The organism is Sphingomonas corticis, from assembly GCF_012035195.1.
GTDB classification, from domain to species: Bacteria; Pseudomonadota; Alphaproteobacteria; order Sphingomonadales; family Sphingomonadaceae; genus Sphingomonas; species Sphingomonas corticis.
This window is the reverse complement of sequence record NZ_JAAVJH010000004.1, coordinates 255,799-277,309: the sequence shown is the minus strand read 5'-3', so window position 1 is coordinate 277,309 and position 21,511 is coordinate 255,799. Positions and strand designations below refer to the sequence as shown.

General features: G+C 72.2%; 23 protein-coding genes and 1 tRNA gene. 13 read left to right on the top strand and 11 right to left on the bottom strand.

Annotated features, from left to right (window positions below; translation table 11 throughout):
- Nucleotides 1-5 precede the first annotated feature (5 nt).
- Complete coding sequence (locus HBH26_RS08550) at nt 6-1,604, bottom strand: MFS transporter (RefSeq protein ID WP_168134164.1); 1,599 nt, start codon at nt 1,602-1,604, stop codon at nt 6-8.
- 182 nt (nt 1,605-1,786) lie between these two features.
- Between HBH26_RS08550 and HBH26_RS08545 the strand changes: the two genes are divergently transcribed.
- The 5 genes from HBH26_RS08545 to HBH26_RS08525 all read left to right on the top strand — a co-directional run bounded on the left by HBH26_RS08545 (nt 1,787) and on the right by HBH26_RS08525 (nt 4,975).
- Nucleotides 1,787-2,743, top strand: coding sequence for a M48 family metallopeptidase (locus HBH26_RS08545; RefSeq protein WP_168134163.1), 957 nt, complete (start codon nt 1,787-1,789; stop codon nt 2,741-2,743).
- Nucleotides 2,744-3,081: 338 nt separating this feature from the next.
- On the top strand, nt 3,082-3,810 hold the full coding sequence (gene dapB, locus HBH26_RS08540) for a 4-hydroxy-tetrahydrodipicolinate reductase (protein WP_168134162.1): 729 nt from the start codon (nt 3,082-3,084) through the stop codon (nt 3,808-3,810).
- Nucleotides 3,811-3,820: 10 nt separating this feature from the next.
- The gene (gene nth, locus HBH26_RS08535) at nt 3,821-4,480 is read left to right on the top strand and encodes an endonuclease III (RefSeq protein ID WP_168134161.1); all 660 of its coding nucleotides are present in this window, start codon (nt 3,821-3,823) and stop codon (nt 4,478-4,480) included.
- Entirely contained in the window at nt 4,477-4,851 is a 375-nt protein-coding gene (locus tag HBH26_RS08530; protein ID WP_168134160.1) for a hypothetical protein, read from the top strand. Before nth ends, HBH26_RS08530 begins: the two co-directional genes overlap by 4 nt.
- A gap of 47 nt (nt 4,852-4,898) precedes the next feature.
- Nucleotides 4,899-4,975, top strand: a tRNA-Arg gene (locus HBH26_RS08525).
- An 8-nt stretch (nt 4,976-4,983) separates the two neighbouring features.
- Here the strand turns inward: HBH26_RS08525 and HBH26_RS08520 are convergent.
- Genes HBH26_RS08520 through HBH26_RS08510 form a run of 3 tightly spaced genes read right to left on the bottom strand, consistent with a single transcriptional unit; the run spans nt 4,984 to nt 8,147 of the window.
- Nucleotides 4,984-6,216 carry a cation:dicarboxylate symporter family transporter gene (locus HBH26_RS08520; RefSeq protein ID WP_168134159.1) on the bottom strand — a complete coding sequence of 411 codons (1,233 nt, stop codon included), beginning with the start codon at nt 6,214-6,216 and terminating at the stop codon, nt 4,984-4,986.
- Complete coding sequence (locus HBH26_RS08515; protein ID WP_168134158.1) at nt 6,213-7,238, bottom strand: LLM class flavin-dependent oxidoreductase; 1,026 nt, start codon at nt 7,236-7,238, stop codon at nt 6,213-6,215. Before HBH26_RS08515 ends, HBH26_RS08520 begins: the two co-directional genes overlap by 4 nt.
- Nucleotides 7,239-8,147: an ATP-grasp domain-containing protein gene (locus HBH26_RS08510; protein ID WP_168134157.1), complete on the bottom strand. Its 909-nt coding sequence runs from the start codon at nt 8,145-8,147 to the stop codon at nt 7,239-7,241. It lies immediately after the preceding gene.
- Nucleotides 8,148-8,322: 175 nt separating this feature from the next.
- On the opposite strand from HBH26_RS08510, the gene HBH26_RS08505 reads away from it, so the two are divergent.
- The 3 genes from HBH26_RS08505 (at nt 8,323) to HBH26_RS08495 (ending at nt 12,240) form a co-directional block, all read left to right on the top strand.
- On the top strand, nt 8,323-9,315 hold the full coding sequence (locus HBH26_RS08505; RefSeq protein WP_168134156.1) for a ferritin-like domain-containing protein: 993 nt from the start codon (nt 8,323-8,325) through the stop codon (nt 9,313-9,315).
- A gap of 11 nt (nt 9,316-9,326) precedes the next feature.
- Nucleotides 9,327-10,379, top strand: a complete 1,053-nt coding sequence (locus HBH26_RS08500; protein WP_168134155.1) for a ferritin-like domain-containing protein — start codon at nt 9,327-9,329, stop codon at nt 10,377-10,379.
- Nucleotides 10,380-10,449: 70 nt separating this feature from the next.
- The gene (locus HBH26_RS08495) at nt 10,450-12,240 is read left to right on the top strand and encodes a thiamine pyrophosphate-requiring protein (RefSeq protein ID WP_168134154.1); all 1,791 of its coding nucleotides are present in this window, start codon (nt 10,450-10,452) and stop codon (nt 12,238-12,240) included.
- A gap of 12 nt (nt 12,241-12,252) precedes the next feature.
- Here the strand turns inward: HBH26_RS08495 and HBH26_RS08490 are convergent, their stop codons facing one another.
- A complete protein-coding gene (locus HBH26_RS08490; RefSeq protein WP_168134153.1) occupies nt 12,253-13,530 on the bottom strand; it encodes a serine hydrolase domain-containing protein in 1,278 nt (425 codons plus the stop codon).
- A 116-nt stretch (nt 13,531-13,646) separates the two neighbouring features.
- Here HBH26_RS08490 and HBH26_RS08485 point away from each other — a divergent pair, with 116 nt between their 5' ends.
- Together HBH26_RS08485 and HBH26_RS08480 are read left to right on the top strand one after the other, a co-directional pair.
- Nucleotides 13,647-14,096: a DUF4126 domain-containing protein gene (locus HBH26_RS08485; RefSeq protein ID WP_209308432.1), complete on the top strand. Its 450-nt coding sequence runs from the start codon at nt 13,647-13,649 to the stop codon at nt 14,094-14,096.
- A 49-nt stretch (nt 14,097-14,145) separates the two neighbouring features.
- Nucleotides 14,146-14,799: a hypothetical protein gene (locus tag HBH26_RS08480; RefSeq protein ID WP_209308431.1), complete on the top strand. Its 654-nt coding sequence runs from the start codon at nt 14,146-14,148 to the stop codon at nt 14,797-14,799.
- A 5-nt stretch (nt 14,800-14,804) separates the two neighbouring features.
- Here the strand turns inward: HBH26_RS08480 and HBH26_RS08475 are convergent, their stop codons facing one another.
- The gene (locus HBH26_RS08475; protein ID WP_239024680.1) at nt 14,805-15,386 is read right to left on the bottom strand and encodes a DUF4893 domain-containing protein; all 582 of its coding nucleotides are present in this window, start codon (nt 15,384-15,386) and stop codon (nt 14,805-14,807) included.
- 5 nt (nt 15,387-15,391) lie between these two features.
- Nucleotides 15,392-16,177, bottom strand: coding sequence for a 3-hydroxybutyrate dehydrogenase (locus tag HBH26_RS08470; RefSeq protein ID WP_168134152.1), 786 nt, complete (start codon nt 16,175-16,177; stop codon nt 15,392-15,394).
- 134 nt (nt 16,178-16,311) lie between these two features.
- Between HBH26_RS08470 and ypfJ the strand changes: the two genes are divergently transcribed.
- Nucleotides 16,312-17,205: a KPN_02809 family neutral zinc metallopeptidase gene (ypfJ, locus tag HBH26_RS08465; RefSeq protein ID WP_168134267.1), complete on the top strand. Its 894-nt coding sequence runs from the start codon at nt 16,312-16,314 to the stop codon at nt 17,203-17,205.
- Nucleotides 17,206-17,305: 100 nt separating this feature from the next.
- On the opposite strand, the gene grpE is transcribed toward ypfJ, so the two are convergent.
- Genes grpE through HBH26_RS08450 form a run of 3 tightly spaced genes read right to left on the bottom strand, consistent with a single transcriptional unit; the run spans nt 17,306 to nt 19,462 of the window.
- Entirely contained in the window at nt 17,306-17,851 is a 546-nt protein-coding gene (grpE, locus tag HBH26_RS08460) for a nucleotide exchange factor GrpE (RefSeq protein WP_168134151.1), read from the bottom strand.
- A 25-nt stretch (nt 17,852-17,876) separates the two neighbouring features.
- Nucleotides 17,877-18,920 carry a heat-inducible transcriptional repressor HrcA gene (gene hrcA / locus HBH26_RS08455; protein WP_168134150.1) on the bottom strand — a complete coding sequence of 348 codons (1,044 nt, stop codon included), beginning with the start codon at nt 18,918-18,920 and terminating at the stop codon, nt 17,877-17,879.
- 32 nt (nt 18,921-18,952) lie between these two features.
- A complete protein-coding gene (locus HBH26_RS08450) occupies nt 18,953-19,462 on the bottom strand; it encodes a DUF6438 domain-containing protein (protein WP_168134149.1) in 510 nt (169 codons plus the stop codon).
- Between the two features lie 76 nt (nt 19,463-19,538).
- Here HBH26_RS08450 and rph point away from each other — a divergent pair, with 76 nt between their 5' ends.
- Together rph and rdgB are read left to right on the top strand one after the other, a co-directional pair.
- Nucleotides 19,539-20,252, top strand: coding sequence for a ribonuclease PH (gene rph, locus HBH26_RS08445; RefSeq protein ID WP_168134148.1), 714 nt, complete (start codon nt 19,539-19,541; stop codon nt 20,250-20,252).
- Nucleotides 20,249-20,875 (top strand): RdgB/HAM1 family non-canonical purine NTP pyrophosphatase, encoded by a 627-nt coding sequence (gene rdgB, locus HBH26_RS08440; protein ID WP_168134147.1) that lies wholly within the window; start codon nt 20,249-20,251, stop codon nt 20,873-20,875. Before rph ends, rdgB begins: the two co-directional genes overlap by 4 nt.
- Before the next feature lie 77 nt (nt 20,876-20,952).
- Here rdgB and HBH26_RS08435 read toward each other — a convergent pair whose 3' ends face one another.
- Nucleotides 20,953-21,510, bottom strand: a complete 558-nt coding sequence (locus tag HBH26_RS08435; RefSeq protein WP_239024652.1) for a CAP domain-containing protein — start codon at nt 21,508-21,510, stop codon at nt 20,953-20,955.
- Nucleotide 21,511 lies beyond the last annotated feature (1 nt).

Sequence of the window (21,511 nt, the reverse complement as noted above, 5' to 3'; positions counted from 1 at the left end):
CCCCGTTAGGCTACCGTGCGGCCGCGCCGGTCGTCCGCCAGTCCCCACATCGCGACGAGCAGCGCCAGCAGCGTCACGCCCCAGGTGTACCACAGCCCGGCATAGGGATCGCCGGTCTTCGCCACGATATACTGGCTGATGAAGGGCAGGAATCCGCCGAAATAGCCGGTGCCCAGATGATAGGGGATCGACAGCGAGGAATAGCGGATCGCCGGCGGAAACATCTCGCTCAGCAGCGCGGCGACAGGGCCGTAGGTGATGCCGGAAAGCAGCGACATGGCAAGGATCGCAAGCAGGATCAGCGCGATGTTCCCGGCGGACGGCACGACGCGCGACAGGTCGTAGCCCGCGCGCTCCAGCGCCGCATCGAGCGCGGCGGCGTCGGGCACGCCGATGTCCCGCGCGCCGACCGTCACGTGCGTCGTCTCGCCCGTCGCCACGCGATAGGGAACGCCGCGCTTCGACAGCGCGTCGAGCACCTGGCCGCACGCCGTCGCCTGCACCTTGTCGAACGGGCTGTACGAGCAGTCGGCGCCGTGGACCACCACCGGGCTCACCTCCGCGGCCTGCGACAGCTTCGGATTGGCCGCCGCGCCGATGGTGAAGAAGATGGGGAACAGCAGCAGCAGCGTCAGCACGTAGCCCGTCACGATCGGCCGCTTCCGCCCCACCCTGTCGCTGACGTGGCCGAACAGCAGGAACCAGCCCGTGCCCATCAGCACGCCCGCGCCGGTGATGAGCTGCGCCGTCGTCTCCTCCACCCGCATGGTCGCCTGCAGGAAGGAGAGGACGGAGAACATGGCGGTGTACCAGATCACCGTCAGCCCGGCGGCGATGCCGAACAGCGCGACGATCATCCGCTTCACGTTGCCGGGATAGGTGAAGCTCGCCTTCAGCGGATTCGCCACCCGCTCGCCCGCGGCGCGCATCTTCTGAAACACTGGGCTTTCGCTCAGCTTCAGCCGCATCCACAAAGAGATGGCGAGCAGCACGATCGAGAACAGGAAGGGCAGCCGCCAGCCCCACGCCTCCCACGCCGCGGCGGGCATCACCGCCTTGAAGAACAGGATGACGGCGAGGCTGAGGATGAAGCCGCCGACGACGCCGGCCTGGATGAAGCTGGTGTAGAAGCCCGAGCGCCCTGCGGGCGAATGTTCGGCGACGTAGATCGCCGCGCCGCCATATTCCCCGCCCAGCGCCAGCCCCTGCGCCACGCGCAGCAGCAGGACGACGACGGGCGCGGCAAAGCCGATCGCGGCGGCGCTGGGTGTCAGCCCCACGCCCGCGGTGGCGACGCCCATCAGCGTGATGGTGACGAGGAAGGTGTATTTGCGCCCCAGCCGGTCGCCGAGATAGCCGAACAGCGCGGCGCCGAGCGGGCGGAAACCGAAGCCGACGGCGAACCCGGCCCAGGCGAGCAGCGTCTGCACCGTCTCGTTCCCCGCGGGAAAGAAGGCGCGCCCGATGATACCCGAGGCGGCGAGCGTGCCGTAGATGAAGAAGTCGTACCATTCGAACACGGTGCCGAGCGCGGAGGCGGAGATGACCAGCCGGATGTCCGCCCCGCTCGGCTCCTCTCCCGCGGTGATGCTGTCGTCGGCCATCCTGCTCCCCCGTCTCGCGCCGCCCCGATGGATAGAGCAGGCGCGGCCAGACGCAACGTCCGTCGTCCCGCCCTCGCCGCTCCCGCGCAGCCGGCGCCGGGCCCCTGCCTGCTCAGCGGCGACGGAGGAGCGATCCCGCCGCCGCCCTTGCAATCCTCCGCCCCTTGCGCGACGCCCCGCCCATGTCGCGTCTCCTCGCCGCCGCCCTCCTCCTCGCCGCGCCGGCGCAGGACACCGCGCCCTACGAGGCGCTGCGACAGGTGGACCAGCGGCTCGCCGATATTGCCTATCGCCTCACCACCGCCAATGAAGCCTTGTGCCGCGAGCGGCAGCCGGTGTTCGGGCTCCAGCTCCACGCCATCGACCAATATCCCGCGCGAGATCGCGCGGCGGTGGGGCAGGTGTTCGGCTTCGCCGCGCCGGTCGCGGTCGAGCTGGTCGTGCCGGACGGTCCCGCGGCGCGCGCGGGGCTGCGCGCGAACGACGGCGTGACCGCGATCGACGGCGCCGCGCTGCCCCCGCCCGCCGCGACCGACCGCATCACCGCCGCTACGCGCGACGCGGCGCAGGCGCGGCTCGCGGCGGGCGCACCGACCGCCGCCGTCACGCTCGCCCGTGCCGGCGCCGCGCCCGTGGTGGTCCAGCCGGTTCCCGGCTGCCGCGTCGAGTTCGAGGTGCTGGCGACGCGCAAGCTGGGCGCCTCCTCCGATGGCCGCGTGGTGCAGGTCGGCGCGCCGCTGTTCGCGCGCTTCGACGACGACCAGATCGCCGTCGTCGTCGCGCACGAGCTCGCGCACTCCGTCCTTGCCCATCGCGCGCGGCTGGAGGCGGCGGGAGTGAAATGGGGCCTGCTGGCGCAATTCGGCCGCAACGCGCGCCTGTTCCGCACGACGGAGAGCGAGGCGGACGTGCTTGGCGCGGTGCTGCTGCGCAACGCCGGCTGGGACCCGCGGAACGCGGTCCGCTTCTGGAAGGAGGAGGGGTCGAAGATCGACGGCGGCATGTTCCACAGCCGCACGCATCCGTCCGCCAAGGACCGCGCCGCCGCCATCGCCGCGGCGCTGGCGACGATCCCGGCCGGCGCGCCGGTGCCGTACCTGCCGCCGATCCTGGCGCGGCGCGACGCGCCGCTGGAATGAACGGAGCACCGCCATGACGCGCGACGGGGGCCCGACCCGACCGCCCCCCCCCCCCCCGCGCGACCACCGATCGCCGGCAGGCGCAGCTGGCGGAGCCGCACCGCCGCCGGCACACGCAGGCGCACATCGACGCGATGCCGGGGGCCGTGTCGACGCCGGGTCGCCCCCGCCGGACCTGTGGCGCGAGCGGCGATCTTCCGCTTGCCGCACTTCTCCCCCTGGAGGCGCCCGAGCGTAGAAATCCGACGCGGGACATCGCCGCACGGGAGGCGTGACGTTGTGTGGCCCGGAGCGGCGCGCGCTGGCGCCCGCCCGCCCTTCCCGCTAGCAGGCGAGGCATGACGAGCATCGGCATCTACGGATCGAACGGCCGCATGGGCCGCGCCATTGCCACGATCGCGGAGGCCGAGGGCGTGACGGTGGCCGGCGGGTGCGACGCGGGCGGCGATCCGCTGCCGCTGGCGCAGGCGGCGGGCGTGCTGGTCGATTTCTCCACCCCCGCCGCGCTGGAACCACACCTCGCCGCCGCGGTCGCGGCGCGCACGCCGATCGTCATCGGCACCACCGGATTGTCGGCGGCGCACCACGCCCTGATCGAGCAGGCGGCGGACGAGATCGCGGTGCTGCAGACCGGCAACACCTCGCTCGGCGTCACGCTGCTGCGCATCCTGGTGCGCGAGGCGGCGGCGCGGCTGGGCGCAGACTGGGACATCGAGATCGCGGAGATGCACCACCGGCACAAGGTGGACGCGCCGTCGGGCACCGCGCTGCTGCTGGGCGAGGCGGCGGCGGAGGGGCGGGCCACGCGGCTGGCCGAGGTGCGCGTCGACAGCCGCGCCGGGCTGGTCGGCGCGCGCGCGGAAGGGACGATCGGCTTCGCCTCGCTGCGCGGCGGATCGGTGATCGGCGACCACATGGTCGTCTTCGCCGGCGAGGGCGAGCGGATCGAGCTGGGCCACCGCGGCGAGGACCGCTCGATCTTCGCGCGCGGCGCGGTGACGGCGGCGCAGTGGCTCGCCGGCCGCGCGCCGGGGCGCTATTCGATGGCGGAGGTGCTCGGCCTTTGACGCCCGCCCGATGAAACGCGCCGACGCCTTCGAGTTCTACCGCCGCCTGGCCGAGGCGAACCCGCATCCGGAGACGGAGCTGGAATCGGTCAACGTCTACACGCTGCTGGTCGCCGTCGTCCTTTCCGCCCAGGCGACCGACGCCGGCGTGAACAAGGCCACCCGGGCGCTGTTCGCCGAGGTGGACACGCCGCAGAAGATGGTGGCGCTGGGGGAGGAAGAGCTGAAGCGACACATCCGCACCATCGGCCTGTTCAATACGAAGGCGAAGAACGTCATCGCGCTGAGCGAGGCGCTGATCGCCGATCACGACGGCGCCGTGCCGGCGGATCGCGACGCGCTGGAGGCGCTTCCGGGCGTCGGGCGCAAGACCGCCAACGTGGTGATGAACGTCGCCTTCGGGGCGGAGACCTTCGCCGTCGACACGCACATCTTCCGCGTCGGCAACCGGACGGGCCTCGCTCGCGGCAAGACCCCGCTCGCCGTGGAGAAGGCGCTCGACAAGGCGACGCCGGCCCCCTTCCGCGTCCACGCGCACCACTGGCTCATCCTGCACGGCCGCTACGTGTGCAAGGCGCGCCGGCCGGAATGCTGGCGCTGCATCGTTGCCGACCTCTGCGCGTTCAGGCCGAAGACCCCCGCGCCCGCGCCGAAGGGACCGACCCGATGACCGCCCGTATCCTCGCCGCCCTCCTGCTCGCGTCCGTGTCGACGCCCGGCGCCGCGCGCGATCGCAACGCCGTTCCCGCCGCCACGCCGGTGGGCAAGCCGCTCACCTGCGTGCCGATCCGCTCGCTGCGCGAGAGCCTGGTGCGATCCGACCGCGTCATCGACTTCCGCGGCTCCCGCGGCCTCTTCTATCGCGTCACCCTGCCCCGGGCGTGCCCCGGCCTCGGCTTCGAGCGGCGCTTCAGCTACGCCACCTCGCTCAGCCAATTGTGCGCGCAGGACATCATCACCGTCCTCTACCAGTCGCCGGTGATGCCCGGCGCCAGCTGCGGCCTCGCCCCGTTCCAGCCGGTTCGTCTCCCGAAGCGCTGACGAAACCGGTTGGCATCGCGCCCTCGCGGTTGTAGGCGATGGCCCAGGCACCCGTAGCTCAGCTGGATAGAGCGCTGCCCTCCGAAGGCAGAGGCCACAGGTTCGAATCCTGTCGGGTGCGCCAATCTTCTCCTACACCAACTCCGCCCCGGCTTCCCCAACCTCGGCGGGCTCTCCCTCGGTCAGCAGCGTGGTGACGGCGAGGTCGGCGGTGACGTTGGCGGTGGTCGCGACCATGTCGGGAACGGTATCCACCGCCAGGAACAGTGGCAGCAGCTCGATCGGGACGCCGACCGCCAGCGCGACGGGGGCGTAGGCGGCGAAGAAGCTGATCTGGTTGGGCAGCCCGGCGATGACCAGGTTGTTGACCACCGCCAGCACCGCCACCAGCCCCAGCTGCGCGGGCGTGAGCGCGACGGCGTTGAGATGCGCCAGCGCCAGCACCGCCAGCGCGATCGCGGTGGGCGCGCTGATGCGGAACAGCGCGACCGCTAGCGGCAGGACCGCACCGGCGTGCCGCTCCGGCAGGCCGAGCGCGCGCGCGCCCAGCAGCATGGCCGGCAGCGACGCCAGCGAGGATTGCGTGCTGAACGCCACCGATTGCGCCGGCACCACCGCGCGCAGGAAGGCGGTGACCGGCGTGCGTGCGGCGACGGCCACCAGCAGCACGAATGCGACCGTCAGCACGACGCCGCCGATCACCCGCGCCGCGACGTACCAGGCCAGCAGCGCGCCGACCGCCAGGCCGCTGCGGGCGGCGACGTCGAACGCCAGCGCGAACACGCCCACCGGCGCGACGAGCAGCACCCAGCCGATCAGGACGAGCAGCGCGTCGGCCACCCCCTGGAAGACGGCGCCGACCGCGGCAGCGTGCGACCGGTCGATCCGGCGCAGCGCCGCCGCGAACAGCAGCGCGAAGATCACCACGGGAACGATCGCCCCCTGCGCGGCCGACCCGACCGGGTTGACCGGCACCAGCGCGCGAAGCGTCTCGGACAGCGGCGGCAGGTCCGGCAGCGCGCCGCGGGCGACGCGCACCTGGTCCAGGCCGCGCACTTGCCAGCCGCGGAACATCGCCGAACCCAGCAGCACGCCGAACGCCGCCGACAGCGACAGGAACAGCGCGAACAGCCCGATCGCGCGCCGCGCCACGCGGGTCGACCCGCCCAGGTCGGCGCCGCGGCCGATCCCGGTGACGATCAGCGCGAAGACGAGCGGGACGATGGGCATCCGCAACGCGTCGAGCCACAGCCCGCCGACCGCCCTCAGCACCGGCAGGCCTGCGCTGTCCGGCCCGGCGAGAAAGCCGCCGGCGAGGCCGGCGAGGAGGCCGATCAGGGTGCGCGCGGCGATGGGGATCCTCACGCCGGCGCCCGCGTGCCCATCACCTGCACCGCGAAGCGCTCCATCTCCTCCGCCTGGGGACTCATCTGCAGCAGCAGCAGGTCGAGGCCCGCCGCCTCATACTCGGCGATCCGCTCCTTCAGCTGCTCGGGCGTGCCGACCAGATTGGGGCGCAAGCCGCGGTTGGACACGGAATATTCCTGCAGCTTCAGCTCGCGCTCCAGCTGCGTGCCCGACAGCCACTGGTCGAAATTGGCGTAGCCCGCGGGCAGCTCGGTCACGGTGGTGATCCGCTCCAGCTCGCGCTTCGCCTCGGCCTCGCTGTCGCGCACGATGGCGTAGGCGGCCATGCCGTACCGCATCGCGCCCTGCCCTGTCGCCGCCCGCCGCGCGGCCATGTCGGCGATCTTGGGCGCGATCGCCGCCACCGGGTCGCCGTGCATGACATAGGCGTCGCCCTGCGTCGCGATCATCGTCTTCGCCGCCTCGCTCTCGCCCCCGGCGTAGATGGTCGGGCGCTTCGCCGGCTTGGGCGCGCAGATCGCCTCCTGCGTGGTATAGAATTGGCCCGCGAAGCTGAACCGTTCCTGCGTCCACAGACCGTCGACTACGCGAAGCCATTCCGACGTGCGCGCGTAGCGATCGTCGTGCCGGTCGAACTGCAACCCGTACTGCCGCGCCTCGTCCGCCCACCAGCTCGACACCACGTTGAGCGACAGGCGCCCGCCGGAAATCCGGTCGATGTTGGCCGCCGCCTTCGCGAACAGCGCCGGATGGTGGAAGTTGGGTCGCACGGCGACCATCAGCTCCAGCCGCTCGGTCACCGCGGCCAGCGCCGCGGCGGTGGACCACGCGTCCAGCGCGGGCTGCTCCACGCCCTTGATGTCGTTGAGGTTCAGCTCGGCGATCAGCGTCAGGTCGTAACCCCAGCGCTCCGCATCCTGCGCCAGGCGGCGGGCATAGTCCCAGCTCGCCTCCATCCCCTCGTCCGCCACGTTGCGCAGCCAGCCGCCGAACACCGGCATCCAGAACCCGTACCGCATCTATCGCACCTCCTCGATCCAGCCCTGGATGCGGTCGACCAGCCGTTCGTGCGGGTCCCAGCCCAGCACGTCCAGCGGGCGGGCGACGAAGTTCGACAGCGCGTTGATGTCGTAGAAGCGCGGCACGCCGTCGCGGTCGTCGATCATCACCTCCACCCCGCCGACGTCCAGCGAGGCGGCGCGCGCGATGGCCTGTGCGGCGGCGCACAGGTCCGCCGCCGGCTGCACCGCGGCCATGGTGATCGCGCTCCCCGACACCTGGCAGGCGTCGGCCGGGCACAGATCGAAGGCGCCGCCGCCCGCCACCTCGATCGCGTAGAGATAGTCGCGGTCGAGCGTCTCGATCCGCGTGATCGTGCCCCCGCGCGCGGGCACATAGTCCTGCACCAGCAGCACGCCGTCGATGCTGGTCGGCAGCGTGCCATCCGCCGCCGCGGCGCGCACCGCGTCCAGGCTGTCGAAGCGTGCGATGCCCGCGCCCGCACCGCCGATATTGGCCTTCACCACCAGCGGGAAGCCGATCGCCGCCGCCGCCGCGGGCACGTCGGCGGCGCGGTGGACGACGCGGGTGGCGGGGATCGCGAGCCCCAGCGAGGCGATCAGCGCGAGCTGGCGCGCCTTCGACGTGTCGATCGCCAGTGCGGCCGTCCCGTTCAACACCCGCGCGCCCGACCGTTCCCATTGCGCCAGCAGCGCCTGCGCGAAGAAGATCGGATGCTCGGGCTCGCGAAGGAAGGCCGACATGGCCAGCCGGCTGAGCACCAGCGGCGCCGGGGGCGCGGGATCGGCCGGGTCGAACGGCTCCCCCGGCGTGAGCGCGCGATAGGCGATGCCGCGGCGCTCGAGCGCGGCGAACAGCGGTGCGAACCAGAGCGGGTGTTCGTACAGGATGGCGAGGTCGGCGGTCATGGCCACGGGCCATGCCCCGGCACCGGATCGATGAGAAGCAGCGCCAGCTTTGCCGCGCCAAAGAAGGGCTTGGGCACCTGCCGCACGAAACCTTTTCGCCGCGCGCACGGTTGCCCCCCTTTATGCGGTTCCGCAGCCACGTCGGCGCGGGTCGCAGCTGGCAAGGGAGCGCCGAATGCCCGCTGATGAAGGAAGCGTCGACGCGTCGAAGGGCGATGCCGCATATCGGACACCGCGCCGCGATTTCTTCCGCCACGTCGTCGGCGCCGCCGCGGTGGGTGCCGGCGCGGTGGCGTTCGCGCGCGACGCGGCAGCACAGGGCGCGCCCACGGACCTCGACATCCTGAACTTCGCGCTCAACCTGGAATATCTCGAAGCGCAATTCTACGCCTTCGCCGCCAACGGCACGGGTCTCGCCGCGGACCAGCTGACCGGTACGCAGACGCCCGGCGCGGTCACCGGCGCGCGCAGGGCCAATCTGGTGGATCGCGAGGTGATCCAGTACGTGCGCGAGATCGCCAGCGACGAGGCGGCGCACGTCGCCACCTTGCGCCGGGCGCTCGGCAGCGCGGCGGTGGCGCAGCCCGCGATCGACCTGTCGCCGACGGTGTTCACCGCCGTCGCCCAGGCGGCGGACATCGACCTCTCGTCATCGGGCGGAGTCTTCGATCCCTACGCCAGCGACGAGAACTTCCTGCTGGCCGCCTATATCTTTGAGGACGTCGGCGTGACTGCGTACAAGGGCGCGGCGGCGCTGCTGAGCGGGGCCGACGTGATCGACGCGGCCGCCGGGCTGCTCGCCGCCGAGGCGTTCCACGCGGGGCTGATCCGGTCCGCGCTGTACCGCCGGGGCGCCACCGTGCCGGAGCTGCGCGAGAAGACCAACCAGATCTCCGACGCGCGCGACGACCTGGACGGTGACGACGCGTCGGACGGGCCGCCGCAGCGCAACGGCGACAGCGACCAGGGCGTGTCGCCGATCACCTCCATCTATGGAACGGCCGCGAACATCGTGCCGACCGACAGCCGCAGCATCGTCTTCGGCCGCAACACCGAGCAGGTGCACAACATCGTCTATCTGACGCGCGAGCAGGTGACGGCGGGCGGCTTCTTCCCGGCGGGCACCAACAATCCCAACCCGGCGCTCCGTCGCTCGGGCGCGAACTGAAGGACGCGGCGATGACCGATCCGACGAGCCGTTCCGGCGAGACCGAGTTCCTGGCCCTTATCGAAGGGGCGGAGCGGCAGCGCGTGGCGCGACGGCGCTTCATCCGGCTGTGCGGCGGCGCGGCGGCGATGACCGGCGGGCTGTCCCTCCTCTCCGCCTGCGGCGACGACGACGGCGACGAGGAGGATCCCGTGCCCTCGCCGACGCCGAACCCGACGACGGGCGTCAGCGAGGTCGACGTGCTCAACTTCGCGCTGCAGCTCGAATATCTCGAAGGGGCCTATTACGCCTATGCGGTGTCCGGCCGCGGCATCGACGCGCCGCTGCTCGGCGGATCGGGCACGCAGGGGGAGGTGGTGACCGGCAGCGGCGCCGGCGCGGCGCGCGCGGTCGATTTCACCGACCCGATCCTGCGCGAATATGCGCGCGAGATCGCGGCGGACGAGGTATACCACATCCGCTACCTGCGCGACGCGCTGGGCTCCGCGCGCGTCGCGCAGCCGACGATCAACCTGTCGGGCAGCGCGAGCGTGACCGTGAACGGCGCCACGGTGCCCGGCGCCTTCACCGCCGCCGCGCGCGCCGCGGGGATCGTCGGGCCGAACGACGTCTTCGACCCCTTCGCCAGCGACGAGAACTTCCTGATGGGATCGTACCTGCTGACCGACGTGGGCGTCACCGCCTATCGCGGCTCGGCGCGGCTGATCGCCAACAAGTCCTTCCTCGACGCGACCGCGGGCATCCTGGCCACCGAATGCTACCACGACGCGGTGATCCGGTCGGAACTGTGGCGGCGCGGGCTGACGGTACCCGACATCTACGCCCGCGTCGCCCGCGTCTCGGACGCACGCGACGCGCTGGACGGCGCTGGGGAGACCGACCAGGACGTGGGCGACGCCACCACGGCGAACATCGTCCCCACCGACGGCGGGGGCCTCGTCCTCGGGCGCACCGCGCCGCAGGTGCTGAACGTCGTGTTCCAGAACCGCGCCGCGGTGACGCGCGGCGGCTTCTTCCCCGCCGGGGTGAACGGCGCGATCGTGACGAGCGCCGGCAACACCTAGGCAAGGGCGGGGACCGGATCGGCGCGCGGGACGTTCCCGTCGCCGACCCCGCCGAACAGGATTCCCGCCCATGACCCGGTTGACCAGCGACTTCTTCGTCGAACGGCTGAAGGCGTGGGGCGTCACGCGCATCTACGGCTACTCGGGCGACGGCATCAACGGCGTGCTGGGCGCGCTCCAGCGGGTCGAGGGGACCGACGACGGCATCGAGTTCATCCAGGTTCGGCACGAGGAAATGGCGGCGTTCATGGCGACCGCCCATGCCAAGTTCACCGGCGAGCTGGGCGTGTGCCTGTCGACGGGGGGCCCCGGCGCGACCCACCTCATCACCGGGCTGTACGATGCGAAGAGCGACCACGTGCCCGTGCTGGCCATCGCCGGCCAGGCCGAGCGGACGGTCCGCGGCGCCAGCTACCAGCAGGAGCTGAACCTCGACCGCCTGTTCGCCGACGTCGCCGACTTCGTGCAGGAGGCGGTGGCGCCGGCGCAGCTGCGCCACCTCGTCGACCGCGGCGTGCGCGTGGCGACGGCGCGCAACGGCGTGACCGTGCTGGTGCTGCCCAAGGACCTGCAGGACGAACCCTGGGAGGAGCCGGAGCGCGCGCATGGCTTCACCCGCTCCGGCCCGGGCTACAGCGCCCCGCGCGTCGTCCCGCAGGAGGCGGACCTGCGCCGGGCCGCGGCGGTGCTGAACGCGGGCCGCAAGGTCGCGATCCTGATCGGCGCGGGCGCACGCGGCGCCGCCGACGAGGTGGTGGCGACCGCCGAGCGACTGGGCGCGGGCGTCGCCAAGGCGCTGCTCGGCAAGGACGTGCTGCCCGACGACCTGCCCTTCGTCACCGGCGCGGTCGGCCTCCTCGGCACCCGCCCCTCGTCCGACATGATGGAAGGGTGCGACACGCTGATGATGATCGGCACCGGCTTCCCCTGGGCCGAGTTCCTGCCCGCCGAGGGCCAGGCCCGCGCGGTGCAGATCGACATCGCGCCGGAAATGCTGGGCTTGCGCTACCCCGTCGAGGTGAACCTGCACGGCGACGCCGCGGAAACGCTGCGCGCGCTGCTGCCGCTGCTGGATCACCAGGCCGATCGCGGATGGCAGCAGGGCATCGCCGCGGGGATGGAGGAGTGGCGCGAGACGCTGAAGGGTCGTGCCATGGCGGCGGCGGCGCCGGTGAATCCGCAGCGCGTCGTCTACGAGATGTCGCCCCGCCTGCCCGCCGACGCGATCGTCACGTCGGATTCCGGTTCGTGCGCCAATTGGTACGCGCGCGACTGGCAGGTGAAGCGCGGCCAGCGCGGCTCGCTGTCGGGCGGGCTCGCCTCGATGGGTGCGGCGGTACCCTACGCGATCGCGGCCAAGTTCGCGCAGCCCACGCGCCCCGTGGTCGCATTGGTCGGCGACGGCGCGATGCAGATGAACAACATGGCCGAGCTCATCACCGTGCAGAAATACTGGCGTCGCTGGGCCGATCCGCGGCTGATCGTCTGCGTCTTCAACAACGAGGACCTGAACGAGGTGACGTGGGAGCAGCGGATCATGGAGGGCAATCCCCGCTTCCCCACCACGCAGTCGCTGCCCGACGTCCCCTATGCGCGCTTCGCCGAGATGCTGGGCCTCACCGGCATCTTCGTCGACCAGGCGGGCGATCTCGGCGCCGCATGGGACCGTGCGCTGGCCGCGGACCGCCCCGTCGTGCTGGAAGTGAAGACCGACCCCGATGTCGCCCCCCTTCCCCCGCACGTCACGCTGGAGCAGGCGAAGGCGTTCGTGTCGTTCATGGCAAAGGGCGACCACGGTGCCGGTCGGGTCATCGCCGACACCGCGCGCCAGGTGGTGGCCGGACTGCGCGAGCGGCTCTGACCCGACCCGCGGTCAGTCGAGCGCCTGGTAGATCAGCGCCCGCAGCTTGGCATGGTCGTCGAGATCCCCGGCGGGGATCACCTGCGTCAGGTAGACGACGGTCAGACGCTCGCGCGGGTCGACCCAATATTGGCTGTGATAGGCGCCGCCCCAGCCGAACTCGCCCACGCTGCCCTCCTCGCCCGCGCGGCCCAGGTCCTGGCGGATGCTGAAGCCCAGGCCGAAGCCCATGCCCGGGTTGAAGGGGATGTCGCCCAGCTGGTTGCTGGTCATCAGCTCCACGCCCTTGCGGCTGAGGTAGCGGCGCCCGTCCAGCTCGCCGCCGCGGCGCAGCATCTCGAGGAACCGGCCGTAGTCCGCCGCGGTCGACAGCAGCCCCGCGCCGCCGGAGAAGGCGGTGCGCGGGCCGGTGACGTAATGGCCCTGGCCGACGTGGCTGCCGTTCTCCAGCCGGCCGGGGTCGGCCGCGCGCGTCACCTCGCCCGCGCCGGCCGAGTAGACCGTCGCCACCCGCTTCGCCTTGTCCGCCGGTGCGTAGAAGAACGTGTCCTTCATGCCGAGCGGCGCGATCAGCCGCTCGGTCAGGAAAGCGTCCAGCGTCCGGCCGCTCACCTTTTCCACCACCACGCCCAGGACGTCGGTGTTGTAGCCGTAGACAAACGCCTCGCCCGGCTGCGCCGCCATCGGCAGCGTCGCCATGCGCGCCACCACGGCGGCGACCGGCGTCGCGCGGTCGGCGAAGTACCAGCCGGTGATCCCGGCATCGCGCCATGCCTTCTCCGCCGGACCGGAGCCGTAGGAGATGCCCGCGGTGTGCGTCATCAGGTCTCGCACGGTGATCGGCCGCTTCGCCGCGACCACGTCGTAGCCGCCGCCCTTGCGCGCGACCGCCACCGTCGTCTTCGACCATTCGGGCAGGTACTTGCCGACAGGATCGGACAGGACCAGCCGCCCTTCCTCCACCAGCATCATCGCCGCCACGCTGGTCAGCGCCTTGGTCTGCGAGGCGATGCGGAAGATGGTGTCGGCACGCATCGGGTCGCGCGCCTCGCGGTCGCGCCAGCCGGCGGTCTTCGTGTAGACGGTGCGCCCGTCCTGCTGCACCTGGATGACGGCGCCAGCCAGCTTTCCCTGCGCGACGTAATCATCCAGCAGCCGGCCGACCCGCGCGATCCGCTCGCGCGAGACCTGCGTGGCCGCGGTGCGCTCCGCGACCTGCGCCGGCGCGGGCCCGGCGAGCAGCAGCGCGAGCGCGAGCCCGCCGGTCCGCCAGTAACGCCACGTCCTCATCGACCTTCCCCTTCTTCTCTTGTCGAACCGGCAGGATGGGCAAGACGCCGCGGCGGCGTCAAGCCGAGGGATCGGTTCGCCGGGCCGCCCGTTGCCTGCGTCGAACGAGGAAGGGAATGACGATGCTGCGTTCGATCCTGATTGGGCTGGTCGCCGGGCAGCGCGCCATGACTCCGCTGGCGGCGCTGGCCGGCGCGGCGCGGCGCGGCACGCTGCCGCACGACAATGCGCCCGCGCGCCTGATGGCGACCCCGCTGGTGGCGGCGGGCGGCGTCGCGCTGGCGGCGGCGGAGATGGCGGGCGACAAGATGAAGACCGCGCCGGATCGCACCGTGGTGCTCGGCCTCCTCGCCCGCACGATCACCAGCGGCTTCGCGGGCGCCGCGCTCGCCCCGCCGCGGCGGCAGGCGGCGGGGGCGGCGCTGGCGGTCGGCGCCGCGGTGGCGGCGTCGTTCGCGGGGCTCGCCGCGCGCAGATGGGCGATGGACCGCTGGGGGCAGACCGCCACCGGCTTCGTCGAGGATGCGCTGGTGCTCGGCGCGGCGGAGCGGATCGTCACGGCTTGATCGCGGCGGCGATTGCCAAGGCGGGCTTTTGCGGCGAGACACCGGCGCGATGACCGTGCCGCGCCTCCTTCGTCACCGTGTCGGCTGGATCGCCGCGCTGCTGTTCCTGCTGCCCACCCCCGCCGGCGCGGCGGTGACGATGGCGTTCTGGAGCCGCGACTTCGGCAATTACTTTCCCCACGCCTTCCTCACGCTGCGCGGCACGCCCGACGCGGGCGGCGCGCCGGTGGACGCCAGCTACGGCTTCACCGCGAAGTCGATCACGCCCAAGCTGTTGTTCGGCAACGTGGGCGGCAAGGTGGAACGGCCCAAGCGCGGCTACATGGAGGGCAGCCACGTCCGCTTCGCCGTCACGCTGAGCGACGCGCAATATGCGCGGGTCGTGGCGCTGGTGCAGGGCTGGGACGAGAAGACGGGTGACGCCACGTACAATCTGGGCAAGCGCAACTGCGTGCATTTCGTGCGCGAGGCGGCGGTGATCGCCGGCCTGGCGGCGGACTTCCCCAAGCTGATGAAGAAGCCCGGCCGCTTCCTCCTCTCCGTCGCGGCCGCGAACCCGGGCCGGGTGACGGTGATCGAGAAGAACGGCCGCGACTATCTCGCCGCGCTGCCGCCGATCGACGGCGGCGCGCCGGTCACGGTGCCGAGCGGGACGCCGGGGACGATTCCGGCGAAGAAGAAGGAGGAGGAGCCGGTCGGCTGACCCGCTCAGCGCGCCGGCACCAGCTCCATCACGTCGATCGTCGATTCGAACGCGGGCCACGGCATCGCCAGCCGCCACTGCCGCTCGCCGATCCGCTCCACCCAGCCGGCCACGTCGCGCTTGCCGTCGCGGCCGTAGCGCAGCGCGCGCTCCTCGTAGCCGTATTGCAGCGTGCCGAGGAACACCGCCCGCTCCGCGTCGCGCGGGTAGAGCATGCCCACCTGCCGCTGCGACCCGGTCAGCTTGACCAGACGCGGCGCATCTCCCTGCGCCTCGATCCGGCAGGCGAACCACGGATAGGCGACATAGGGCAGCATGGCGGGCGAGGCCGTCCCCAGCTTGGTCGTGCGGCAGCGATAGTCACCCGCGGGAGGTAGCGGGCGCGGCAGCGCGCGGTCGAAGGCGAACACGGGACCAGCCACGTCCGCGGCATGGCCACCCTGCCGGGCCCCCTCCAGGCCCGCGACCCACGCTTCGCGCCAGCGCGACAGGCGATCGCGATCCGCCGCCGTCGCCACCCGCCGCCAGTCCGGCTGCGCCGATGCCGCGGTGGGCATCAGGAACAGGAGGATCGCGGCGGCGCGCATCGCCCTCACTGCGCGGTCCAGCCGCCGTCCGCGGACAGGTTCGCGCCGGTGATCGCGGCGGCCTCGTCGCGGCACAGGAACAGGGCGAAGGCGGCGACCTGATCGGGCGTGACGAACTGCTTGGTCGGCTGCGCGGCCAGCAGGACGTCGTTCATCACCTGCTCGCGGGTCAGCCCACGCGCCTTCATCGTGTCGGGGATCTGCGCCTCGACCAGCGGCGTCCACACGTAGCCGGGGGAGATGCAATTCACGGTGATGCCGTCGGTCGCCGTCTCCAGCGCCACGGCCTTGGTCAGGCCGACCAGCCCGTGCTTGGCGGCGACATAGGCGGATTTGTTGGGGCTGGCGACCAGGCTGTGCGCCGATGCGGTGGAGATGATGCGCCCCCACCCCTTCGCGCGCATCGCCGGCACCGCGGCCTTCATCACGTGAAAGGCGCTGGTCAGGTTGATCGCGAGGATCGCGTCCCATTTCTCCAACGGGAAATCGGCCACCGGCGAGACGTACTGGATGCCCGCGTTGTTCACGACGATGTCCGGCCCGCCGATCTCGTCCGCGGCGCGCGCCACCATGCGCGCGATCTCGTCCGGCTTCGTCATGTCCGCGCCGTCGTGAAGCGCCGCCGCACCGCTCGCTTCCGCGATCTCGCCGCGTGCGCGCTCGATGGCGTCGGCCTCGCCAAAGCCGTTCAGCATCACCGCCGCCCCCTCCGCCGCCAGCGCGCGCGCGATGGCGAGGCCGATGCCGGAAGTGGAGCCGGTGACGATCGCGCTCTTGCCCTTCAGGAACATGACTGTCTCCTCACCCCGCGTCCTTGTCGATGCGGCGTCATCGGCGAGGCGCGGCCCCGTTGCAACCCGCGCCAGCGCTGCGCATTCATGCCGCAACGGCAACGATCCTGCCGGAGATCCTGACGGGGACGGCCATGCGGCTCGACGATTACGACAACGACATCAACGTCGGCGAGGCGCGCGGCGGCGGACTGGGCGGTGGTGGCGGCGGGCTGCTCTTCGGGCTCCTCCCGCTGATCGGCAGCCGCTTCGGCTGCGGCGGCATCGTCGTCGTGCTGATCCTCTTCGCCGTCTTCGGCGGGCTCGGCAATATCGGTTCGATGCTGGGCGGCGGCGGCGGAGGCGGCGCCCCGCAGACGCAGCAGCGCGGGGAGAGCGTGCAGCAGGTCTGCGACGCCAGCCCGGCGCGACGCTCCACCTGCCAGGCGTTCAGCAACGCGGAGAACACGTGGGAAGCCCTGTTCGCGCGATCGAACGCGCGCTTCCAGCCGCCGGGACTGCGCTTCTTCGACGGGTCGGGCCAGTCGGGCTGCGGGGCGGCTCAGGCAGCGATGGGGCCGTTCTATTGCCCGACCGACAGCAACATCTACCTCGACACGAGCTTCTTCGATGAGCTGCGCACGCGGTTCAAGGCGCCGGGCGACTTCGCGCAATATTACGTGGTCGCGCACGAGTTCGGCCACCACATCCAGAACCTGCTCGGCACCGCCGACCAGGTCCGCCGCGCGCAGGCGACCGGCAGCGAGGCGGAGGGCAACGCCGCCTCCGTCCGATTGGAATTGCAGGCCGACTGCTACGCCGGCGTGTGGGCGGCGCAGAACCGCAACCGGCTGGAACCGGGCGACGTGGAAGAGGGAATGCGCGCGGCGCAGGCGATCGGCGACGACACGCTCCAGCGCGAGGCGCAGGGCCGGGTCGTGCCCGACAGCTTCACCCACGGCACCTCGGCGCAGCGCATGGCGTGGCTGCGCCGCGGCATGGAAACGGGCGACCCGGCGCAGTGCGACACGTTCAGCGGCGCGATCTGAAGCCGCCTTCGCCGGCAAGCGTGTTCCCGCGCGGGCGGCGACCAGCGACACTTCTCGCCGCCCCGGGGCTCCCGCCGTGGCGGGAGCACCGGTGGTCGCCTCAATCCGGCTTGCGCGCCACGCCCACCAGCGCGGGGCGCAGCAGGCGGTCCTTGATCATCCAGCCCGACTGCATCTCCTGCACGATCGTGCCCGGCGCGGCGTCGCTCGGCAGTTCCATCATCGCCTGGTGACGGTTGGGGTCGAGCGGCTGGCCCATCGCCTCGATGCGCGTCAGGCCGTGGCGACCGAAGACGTTGGCGAGCTCGCGCCCCGTCGCCTCCAGCCCGGTGACCAGCCCCTTGAACCTCTCGTCCTCGCGCAGCTCCGCCGGGATCGCGGCCAGGGCGCGCTCCAGATTGTCGCTGACGGACAGCACGTCGCGCGCGAAGCCGGTGGAGGCATAGGCGCGCGCATCGGCGACGTCCTTCTCCGCGCGGCGGCGCACGTTCTGCGTCTCCGCGCGGGCGTACAGCACGTCCTGCTGCGCGGCGGCGAGCTGGTCCTCCAGCGTCGCGATCCGCGCCTGGCTCTCGTCGTGCTCCGCTACCTCGGGCGCGCCCTCGGCGGTTTCCTCGCGAAGGTCGGCGTTCTCGTTCTCGGTCATTCGTTTCCCATTGTCGTAGGCGCGCTCACCCGATGCGGCGGGCGAGCGTCGCGGCCGTGAAATCCACCATGGGCACGACGCGCGCGTAGTTCAACCGCGTCGGGCCGATCACGCCGACCACGCCGACCACCCGCCCGTCCTGCCCGCGGAACGGGCGCGCGATGACGGAGGAGCCGGACAGCGCGAACAGCTTGTTCTCCGCGCCGATGAAGATCCGCGTCGCATCGCCCGCGCTGGCCGAATCGAGCAGCGCGGCGATCTCCTGCTTGCCGTCCAGGTCGTCCAGCAGCTCGCGCACGCGGTCCAGGTCCGCCGCCTCGGCATCGTCCAGCAGCCGGCCCTGCCCGCGCACGATCAGCACCGGGCGCCGTGCCCCGTCCTCCGACCAGACGGCGATCCCGCGCGCCACCAGCGCGCGCGCGGCCGCGTCCAGCGTGGCGCGCCCCGCCGCCAGCTCGCGCGCCACCCGCGCGCGCGCCTCCGCCAGCGTCAGACCGCCCAGCGTGGCCGTCATGTAATTGCCCGCCTCGGTCAGCGCCCCCGGCGGAACTCCCGCGGGCAGGTCGACCACGCGGTTCTCCACCGCGCCGTCCTCCGCCACCAGCACCGCCAGCGCCTGAGCCCCGCCCAGCGGCACGAAGGCGAGCGAGCGCAGCACCGCCTCGCGCTTGGGCACCATCACCAGCCCGGCGCAGGCGGACAGGCCGCTGAGCGTCGCGGTGGTGGCGGCCAGCGCCTCCTCCACCGGGCCGATGCCGCCCGCGCGCGCCTCGATCTGCGCGCGTTCCTCCGCGCTCGGCTCCAGCGCCTGCATCATGCCGTCGACGAACAGCCGCAGCCCGCGCTCGGTCGGCAGCCGCCCCGCGCTGGTGTGCGGCGCGGCGAGCAGCCCCATGGCCTCCAGCTGCGCCAGCACGCCGCGGATCGACGCGGGCGACAGGTTCAGCCCGGCCTGCGCCAGCGTCTTCGATCCCACCGGCAGGCCGCTGGCGATGTAGCCGTCCACCACGCGGCGGAAGATGTCGCGCGCGCGGTCGGACAGTTCGGCGATGGGCGGGGACGCGGCCATGGTCGCGAATGTATGGCGCGCCCCCTTCCCGCTCAACGCTTTCCGATGAAGGCCGCGATCGGCAGCAGCTGCGGCGCATCCGCGATCGCGCGGCGCATCTTGCCGTCGTCGCCGCGGTCGCAGCCGTAGTAGAAGTGGATCGACCGCGACGCGCCGCTCGGCTCGCTCCAGCGCACGTCGGCGCCGGGCATGTCGCTGACCATCGCAGGCCCGCACAGCGACGATCCGTTCTCGTAGCGCAGGTCGCCGTCCTTCGGCCTGTACGGCTCGAGCGCCGCGGCGAAGCGGCGATACACGTCGGGCGAGGCGGTGAAGGCGCGCTCGCCGGTGACCGCGGTGAAGCGCCTGCCCTCGAACGTGCCGCTGCCGTCGGCGTTCACCGTCACGCGGTAGACGGGGCAGGTGCCGAAGCACGGCGCGGTCTCGTAGGTGATCGATTCGCCCTCGATCGGCCGGGGTCGTCCCGTTCCCGCGTCCGTCGCGGCACAGCCTGCCAAGATCAGTGCCGCCCCCATCACCGATCCCCGCATGAATCCCGTCATCCGTCTGCTCCCGCTGCTTCCGTTGCGCCGCCAACGCGGCTATCGCCCTCGCCGATCCGACCTTGAGGAGAGTTGAATGCGCCCCAGCGGCCGCGCCCCCGACCAGATGCGTGCGATCACCATCGAGCCCCGCTTCACCCGCCACGCGGAAGGATCGGTGCTGATCGGCTTCGGCGACACCAAGGTGCTGGTCACCGCCTCCGTCGAGGAGCGGGTGCCGCCCTTCCTTCGCGGCAAGGGCCAGGGCTGGGTGACGGCCGAGTACGGCATGCTGCCGCGCGCCACGCACACCCGCGGCAGCCGCGAGGCGGCGAAGGGCAAGCAGTCCGGCCGCACGCAGGAGATCCAGCGGCTGATCGGCCGTTCCTTACGCGCCGTCACCGACATGGCGCTGCTGGGCGAGCGGCAGATCACGCTGGATTGCGACGTGATCCAAGCCGACGGCGGTACGCGCACCGCCGCCATCTCCGGCGCGTGGGTGGCGCTGCGCCTCGCGGTCGACACGCTGATGGCGCAGGGGAAGCTGGCCGCCGACCCGATCCGGCAGAAGGTCGCCGCGGTCTCCTGCGGCATCTACCAGGGCACCCCTGTCCTCGACCTCGACTATCCCGAGGATTCGGCCGCAGACGCGGACGCGAACTTCGTGCTGCTCGAAAACGGCCATATCGCCGAGGCGCAGGCGACTGCCGAGCACGCCACCTACGACGAGGAAGCCCTGCTGCGCCTGCTGCGCCTCGCCCGCATCGGCTGCACGGAGATCTTCGCCGCACAGGCGAAGGCCGTGGCATGAGCGGCGAGAGCAAGGAGCCGCAGGCGATCCGCAAGCTGGCGCCCGGCAGGCTCGTCATCGCCAGCCACAACGAAGGCAAGGTACGCGAGATCGCGGCGCTGCTGGAGGGCCGCGGGCTGGAGGTCGTCTCGGCGAAGCAGCTCGACCTGCCCGAGCCGGAGGAGACCGGCACCACCTTCGTCATGAACGCCGAATTGAAGGCGCGCGCGGCGGCGGACCTGTCGGGTCTGGTCGCGCTGGCCGACGACAGCGGGCTGTGCGTCGACGCGCTGGGCGGCGATCCCGGCATCTTCTCCGCCCGCTGGGGCGGCGAGGACCGGGACTTCGGCCGCGCCATGGCGCTGGTCGAGGAGAAGCTGGCCGCGATCGACGACGCGCCGCGCGACGCGCATTTCGTCTGCGCGCTGGCGCTCGCCTGGCCCGACGGTCACGTCGAATGGTTCGAAGGACGGGTCGACGGCACGCTCGTGTGGCCGCCGCGCGGGGACAAGGGGCATGGCTACGACCCCGTGTTCCAGCCGATCGGCCGGACGGAGACCTTCGGCGAGATCGACGAGGCGGAGAAGAACGACATCAGCCACCGCGGCGACGCCTTCCGGCAGATGGTGGCGGCGGTCTTCTGAGGCGGTTTGACCGACAGGGCTCCTCCATTCGTGGCGGGCCCTTCGTGGATGCCGGGACAGCCCGGTACGACCGCAGCCTAATAGGCCCGCTCGCCCGCGTCGTTGCCCGATGGCGAATAGCGGCAGACGAGATAGTCGTCGCGCGCGTTGCTCGCCAGCGCGCAGCCGTAGGCGGTCGTCGCACGCCACACGATCTGCGCGTAGTGCGTCACGTCGCCCGGCCGGCCGGTGCGGCTGAAGCCCGGCGCGGGGCGGTTCACGAAGTCGTGCTTCTCCGCCAGCCACAGGTCCATCATCTCGACGAAGGAATAATCGCCGCGGCTGCCGACGAACAGGTTCTCGCCCTGCCGCGTCGCGTCGCGCGGCTGCACCGAATGGGCGAAGCGCGCGGTCCGCGCCAGTTCGCGCGCATAGACGTCGGCGGCGGCGACCAAGGCCGGATCCCAGCGAAGCGGCGGCAGCCCGAGGTCGGCGCGGGCACGATCGTGACCGGCCACCATCGCCGCGCGCAGCGGCGCGGTGCCGCGCGGCGGGCGGGGACCGGCGGGCGCCGCCTCCACCACGCGCTGCGGCGATCCCTGCGCCGGTGCGGCGGCGAGCAGCAGGGTGAGGACGGCATGGAAACCGATCGGCATC

Excerpts from the sequence above, each read along its gene's own strand:
- HBH26_RS08510 (WP_168134157.1), bottom strand. The coding sequence starts at position 8,147 with ATGACCGCCGACCTCGCCATCCTGTACGAACACCCGCTCTGGTTCGCA.
- rdgB (WP_168134147.1), top strand. The coding sequence starts at position 20,249 with ATGAGCGGCGAGAGCAAGGAGCCGCAGGCGATCCGCAAGCTGGCGCCC.
- HBH26_RS08480 (WP_209308431.1), top strand. The coding sequence starts at position 14,146 with ATGACCGTGCCGCGCCTCCTTCGTCACCGTGTCGGCTGGATCGCCGCG.
- nth (WP_168134161.1), top strand. The coding sequence starts at position 3,821 with ATGAAACGCGCCGACGCCTTCGAGTTCTACCGCCGCCTGGCCGAGGCG.
- ypfJ (WP_168134267.1), top strand. The coding sequence starts at position 16,312 with ATGCGGCTCGACGATTACGACAACGACATCAACGTCGGCGAGGCGCGC.
- HBH26_RS08495 (WP_168134154.1), top strand. The coding sequence starts at position 10,450 with ATGACCCGGTTGACCAGCGACTTCTTCGTCGAACGGCTGAAGGCGTGG.
- HBH26_RS08550 (WP_168134164.1), bottom strand. The coding sequence starts at position 1,604 with ATGGCCGACGACAGCATCACCGCGGGAGAGGAGCCGAGCGGGGCGGAC.
- HBH26_RS08500 (WP_168134155.1), top strand. The coding sequence starts at position 9,327 with ATGACCGATCCGACGAGCCGTTCCGGCGAGACCGAGTTCCTGGCCCTT.
- rph (WP_168134148.1), top strand. The coding sequence starts at position 19,539 with ATGCGCCCCAGCGGCCGCGCCCCCGACCAGATGCGTGCGATCACCATC.
- HBH26_RS08490 (WP_168134153.1), bottom strand. The coding sequence starts at position 13,530 with ATGAGGACGTGGCGTTACTGGCGGACCGGCGGGCTCGCGCTCGCGCTG.
- grpE (WP_168134151.1), bottom strand. The coding sequence starts at position 17,851 with ATGACCGAGAACGAGAACGCCGACCTTCGCGAGGAAACCGCCGAGGGC.
- HBH26_RS08450 (WP_168134149.1), bottom strand. The coding sequence starts at position 19,462 with ATGACGGGATTCATGCGGGGATCGGTGATGGGGGCGGCACTGATCTTG.
- hrcA (WP_168134150.1), bottom strand. The coding sequence starts at position 18,920 with ATGGCCGCGTCCCCGCCCATCGCCGAACTGTCCGACCGCGCGCGCGAC.
- HBH26_RS08435 (WP_239024652.1), bottom strand. The coding sequence starts at position 21,510 with ATGCCGATCGGTTTCCATGCCGTCCTCACCCTGCTGCTCGCCGCCGCA.
- HBH26_RS08470 (WP_168134152.1), bottom strand. The coding sequence starts at position 16,177 with ATGTTCCTGAAGGGCAAGAGCGCGATCGTCACCGGCTCCACTTCCGGC.
- HBH26_RS08545 (WP_168134163.1), top strand. The coding sequence starts at position 1,787 with ATGTCGCGTCTCCTCGCCGCCGCCCTCCTCCTCGCCGCGCCGGCGCAG.
- HBH26_RS08530 (WP_168134160.1), top strand. The coding sequence starts at position 4,477 with ATGACCGCCCGTATCCTCGCCGCCCTCCTGCTCGCGTCCGTGTCGACG.
- HBH26_RS08515 (WP_168134158.1), bottom strand. The coding sequence starts at position 7,238 with ATGCGGTACGGGTTCTGGATGCCGGTGTTCGGCGGCTGGCTGCGCAAC.
- dapB (WP_168134162.1), top strand. The coding sequence starts at position 3,082 with ATGACGAGCATCGGCATCTACGGATCGAACGGCCGCATGGGCCGCGCC.
- HBH26_RS08475 (WP_239024680.1), bottom strand. The coding sequence starts at position 15,386 with ATGCGCGCCGCCGCGATCCTCCTGTTCCTGATGCCCACCGCGGCATCG.
- HBH26_RS08505 (WP_168134156.1), top strand. The coding sequence starts at position 8,323 with ATGCCCGCTGATGAAGGAAGCGTCGACGCGTCGAAGGGCGATGCCGCA.
- HBH26_RS08485 (WP_209308432.1), top strand. The coding sequence starts at position 13,647 with ATGACGATGCTGCGTTCGATCCTGATTGGGCTGGTCGCCGGGCAGCGC.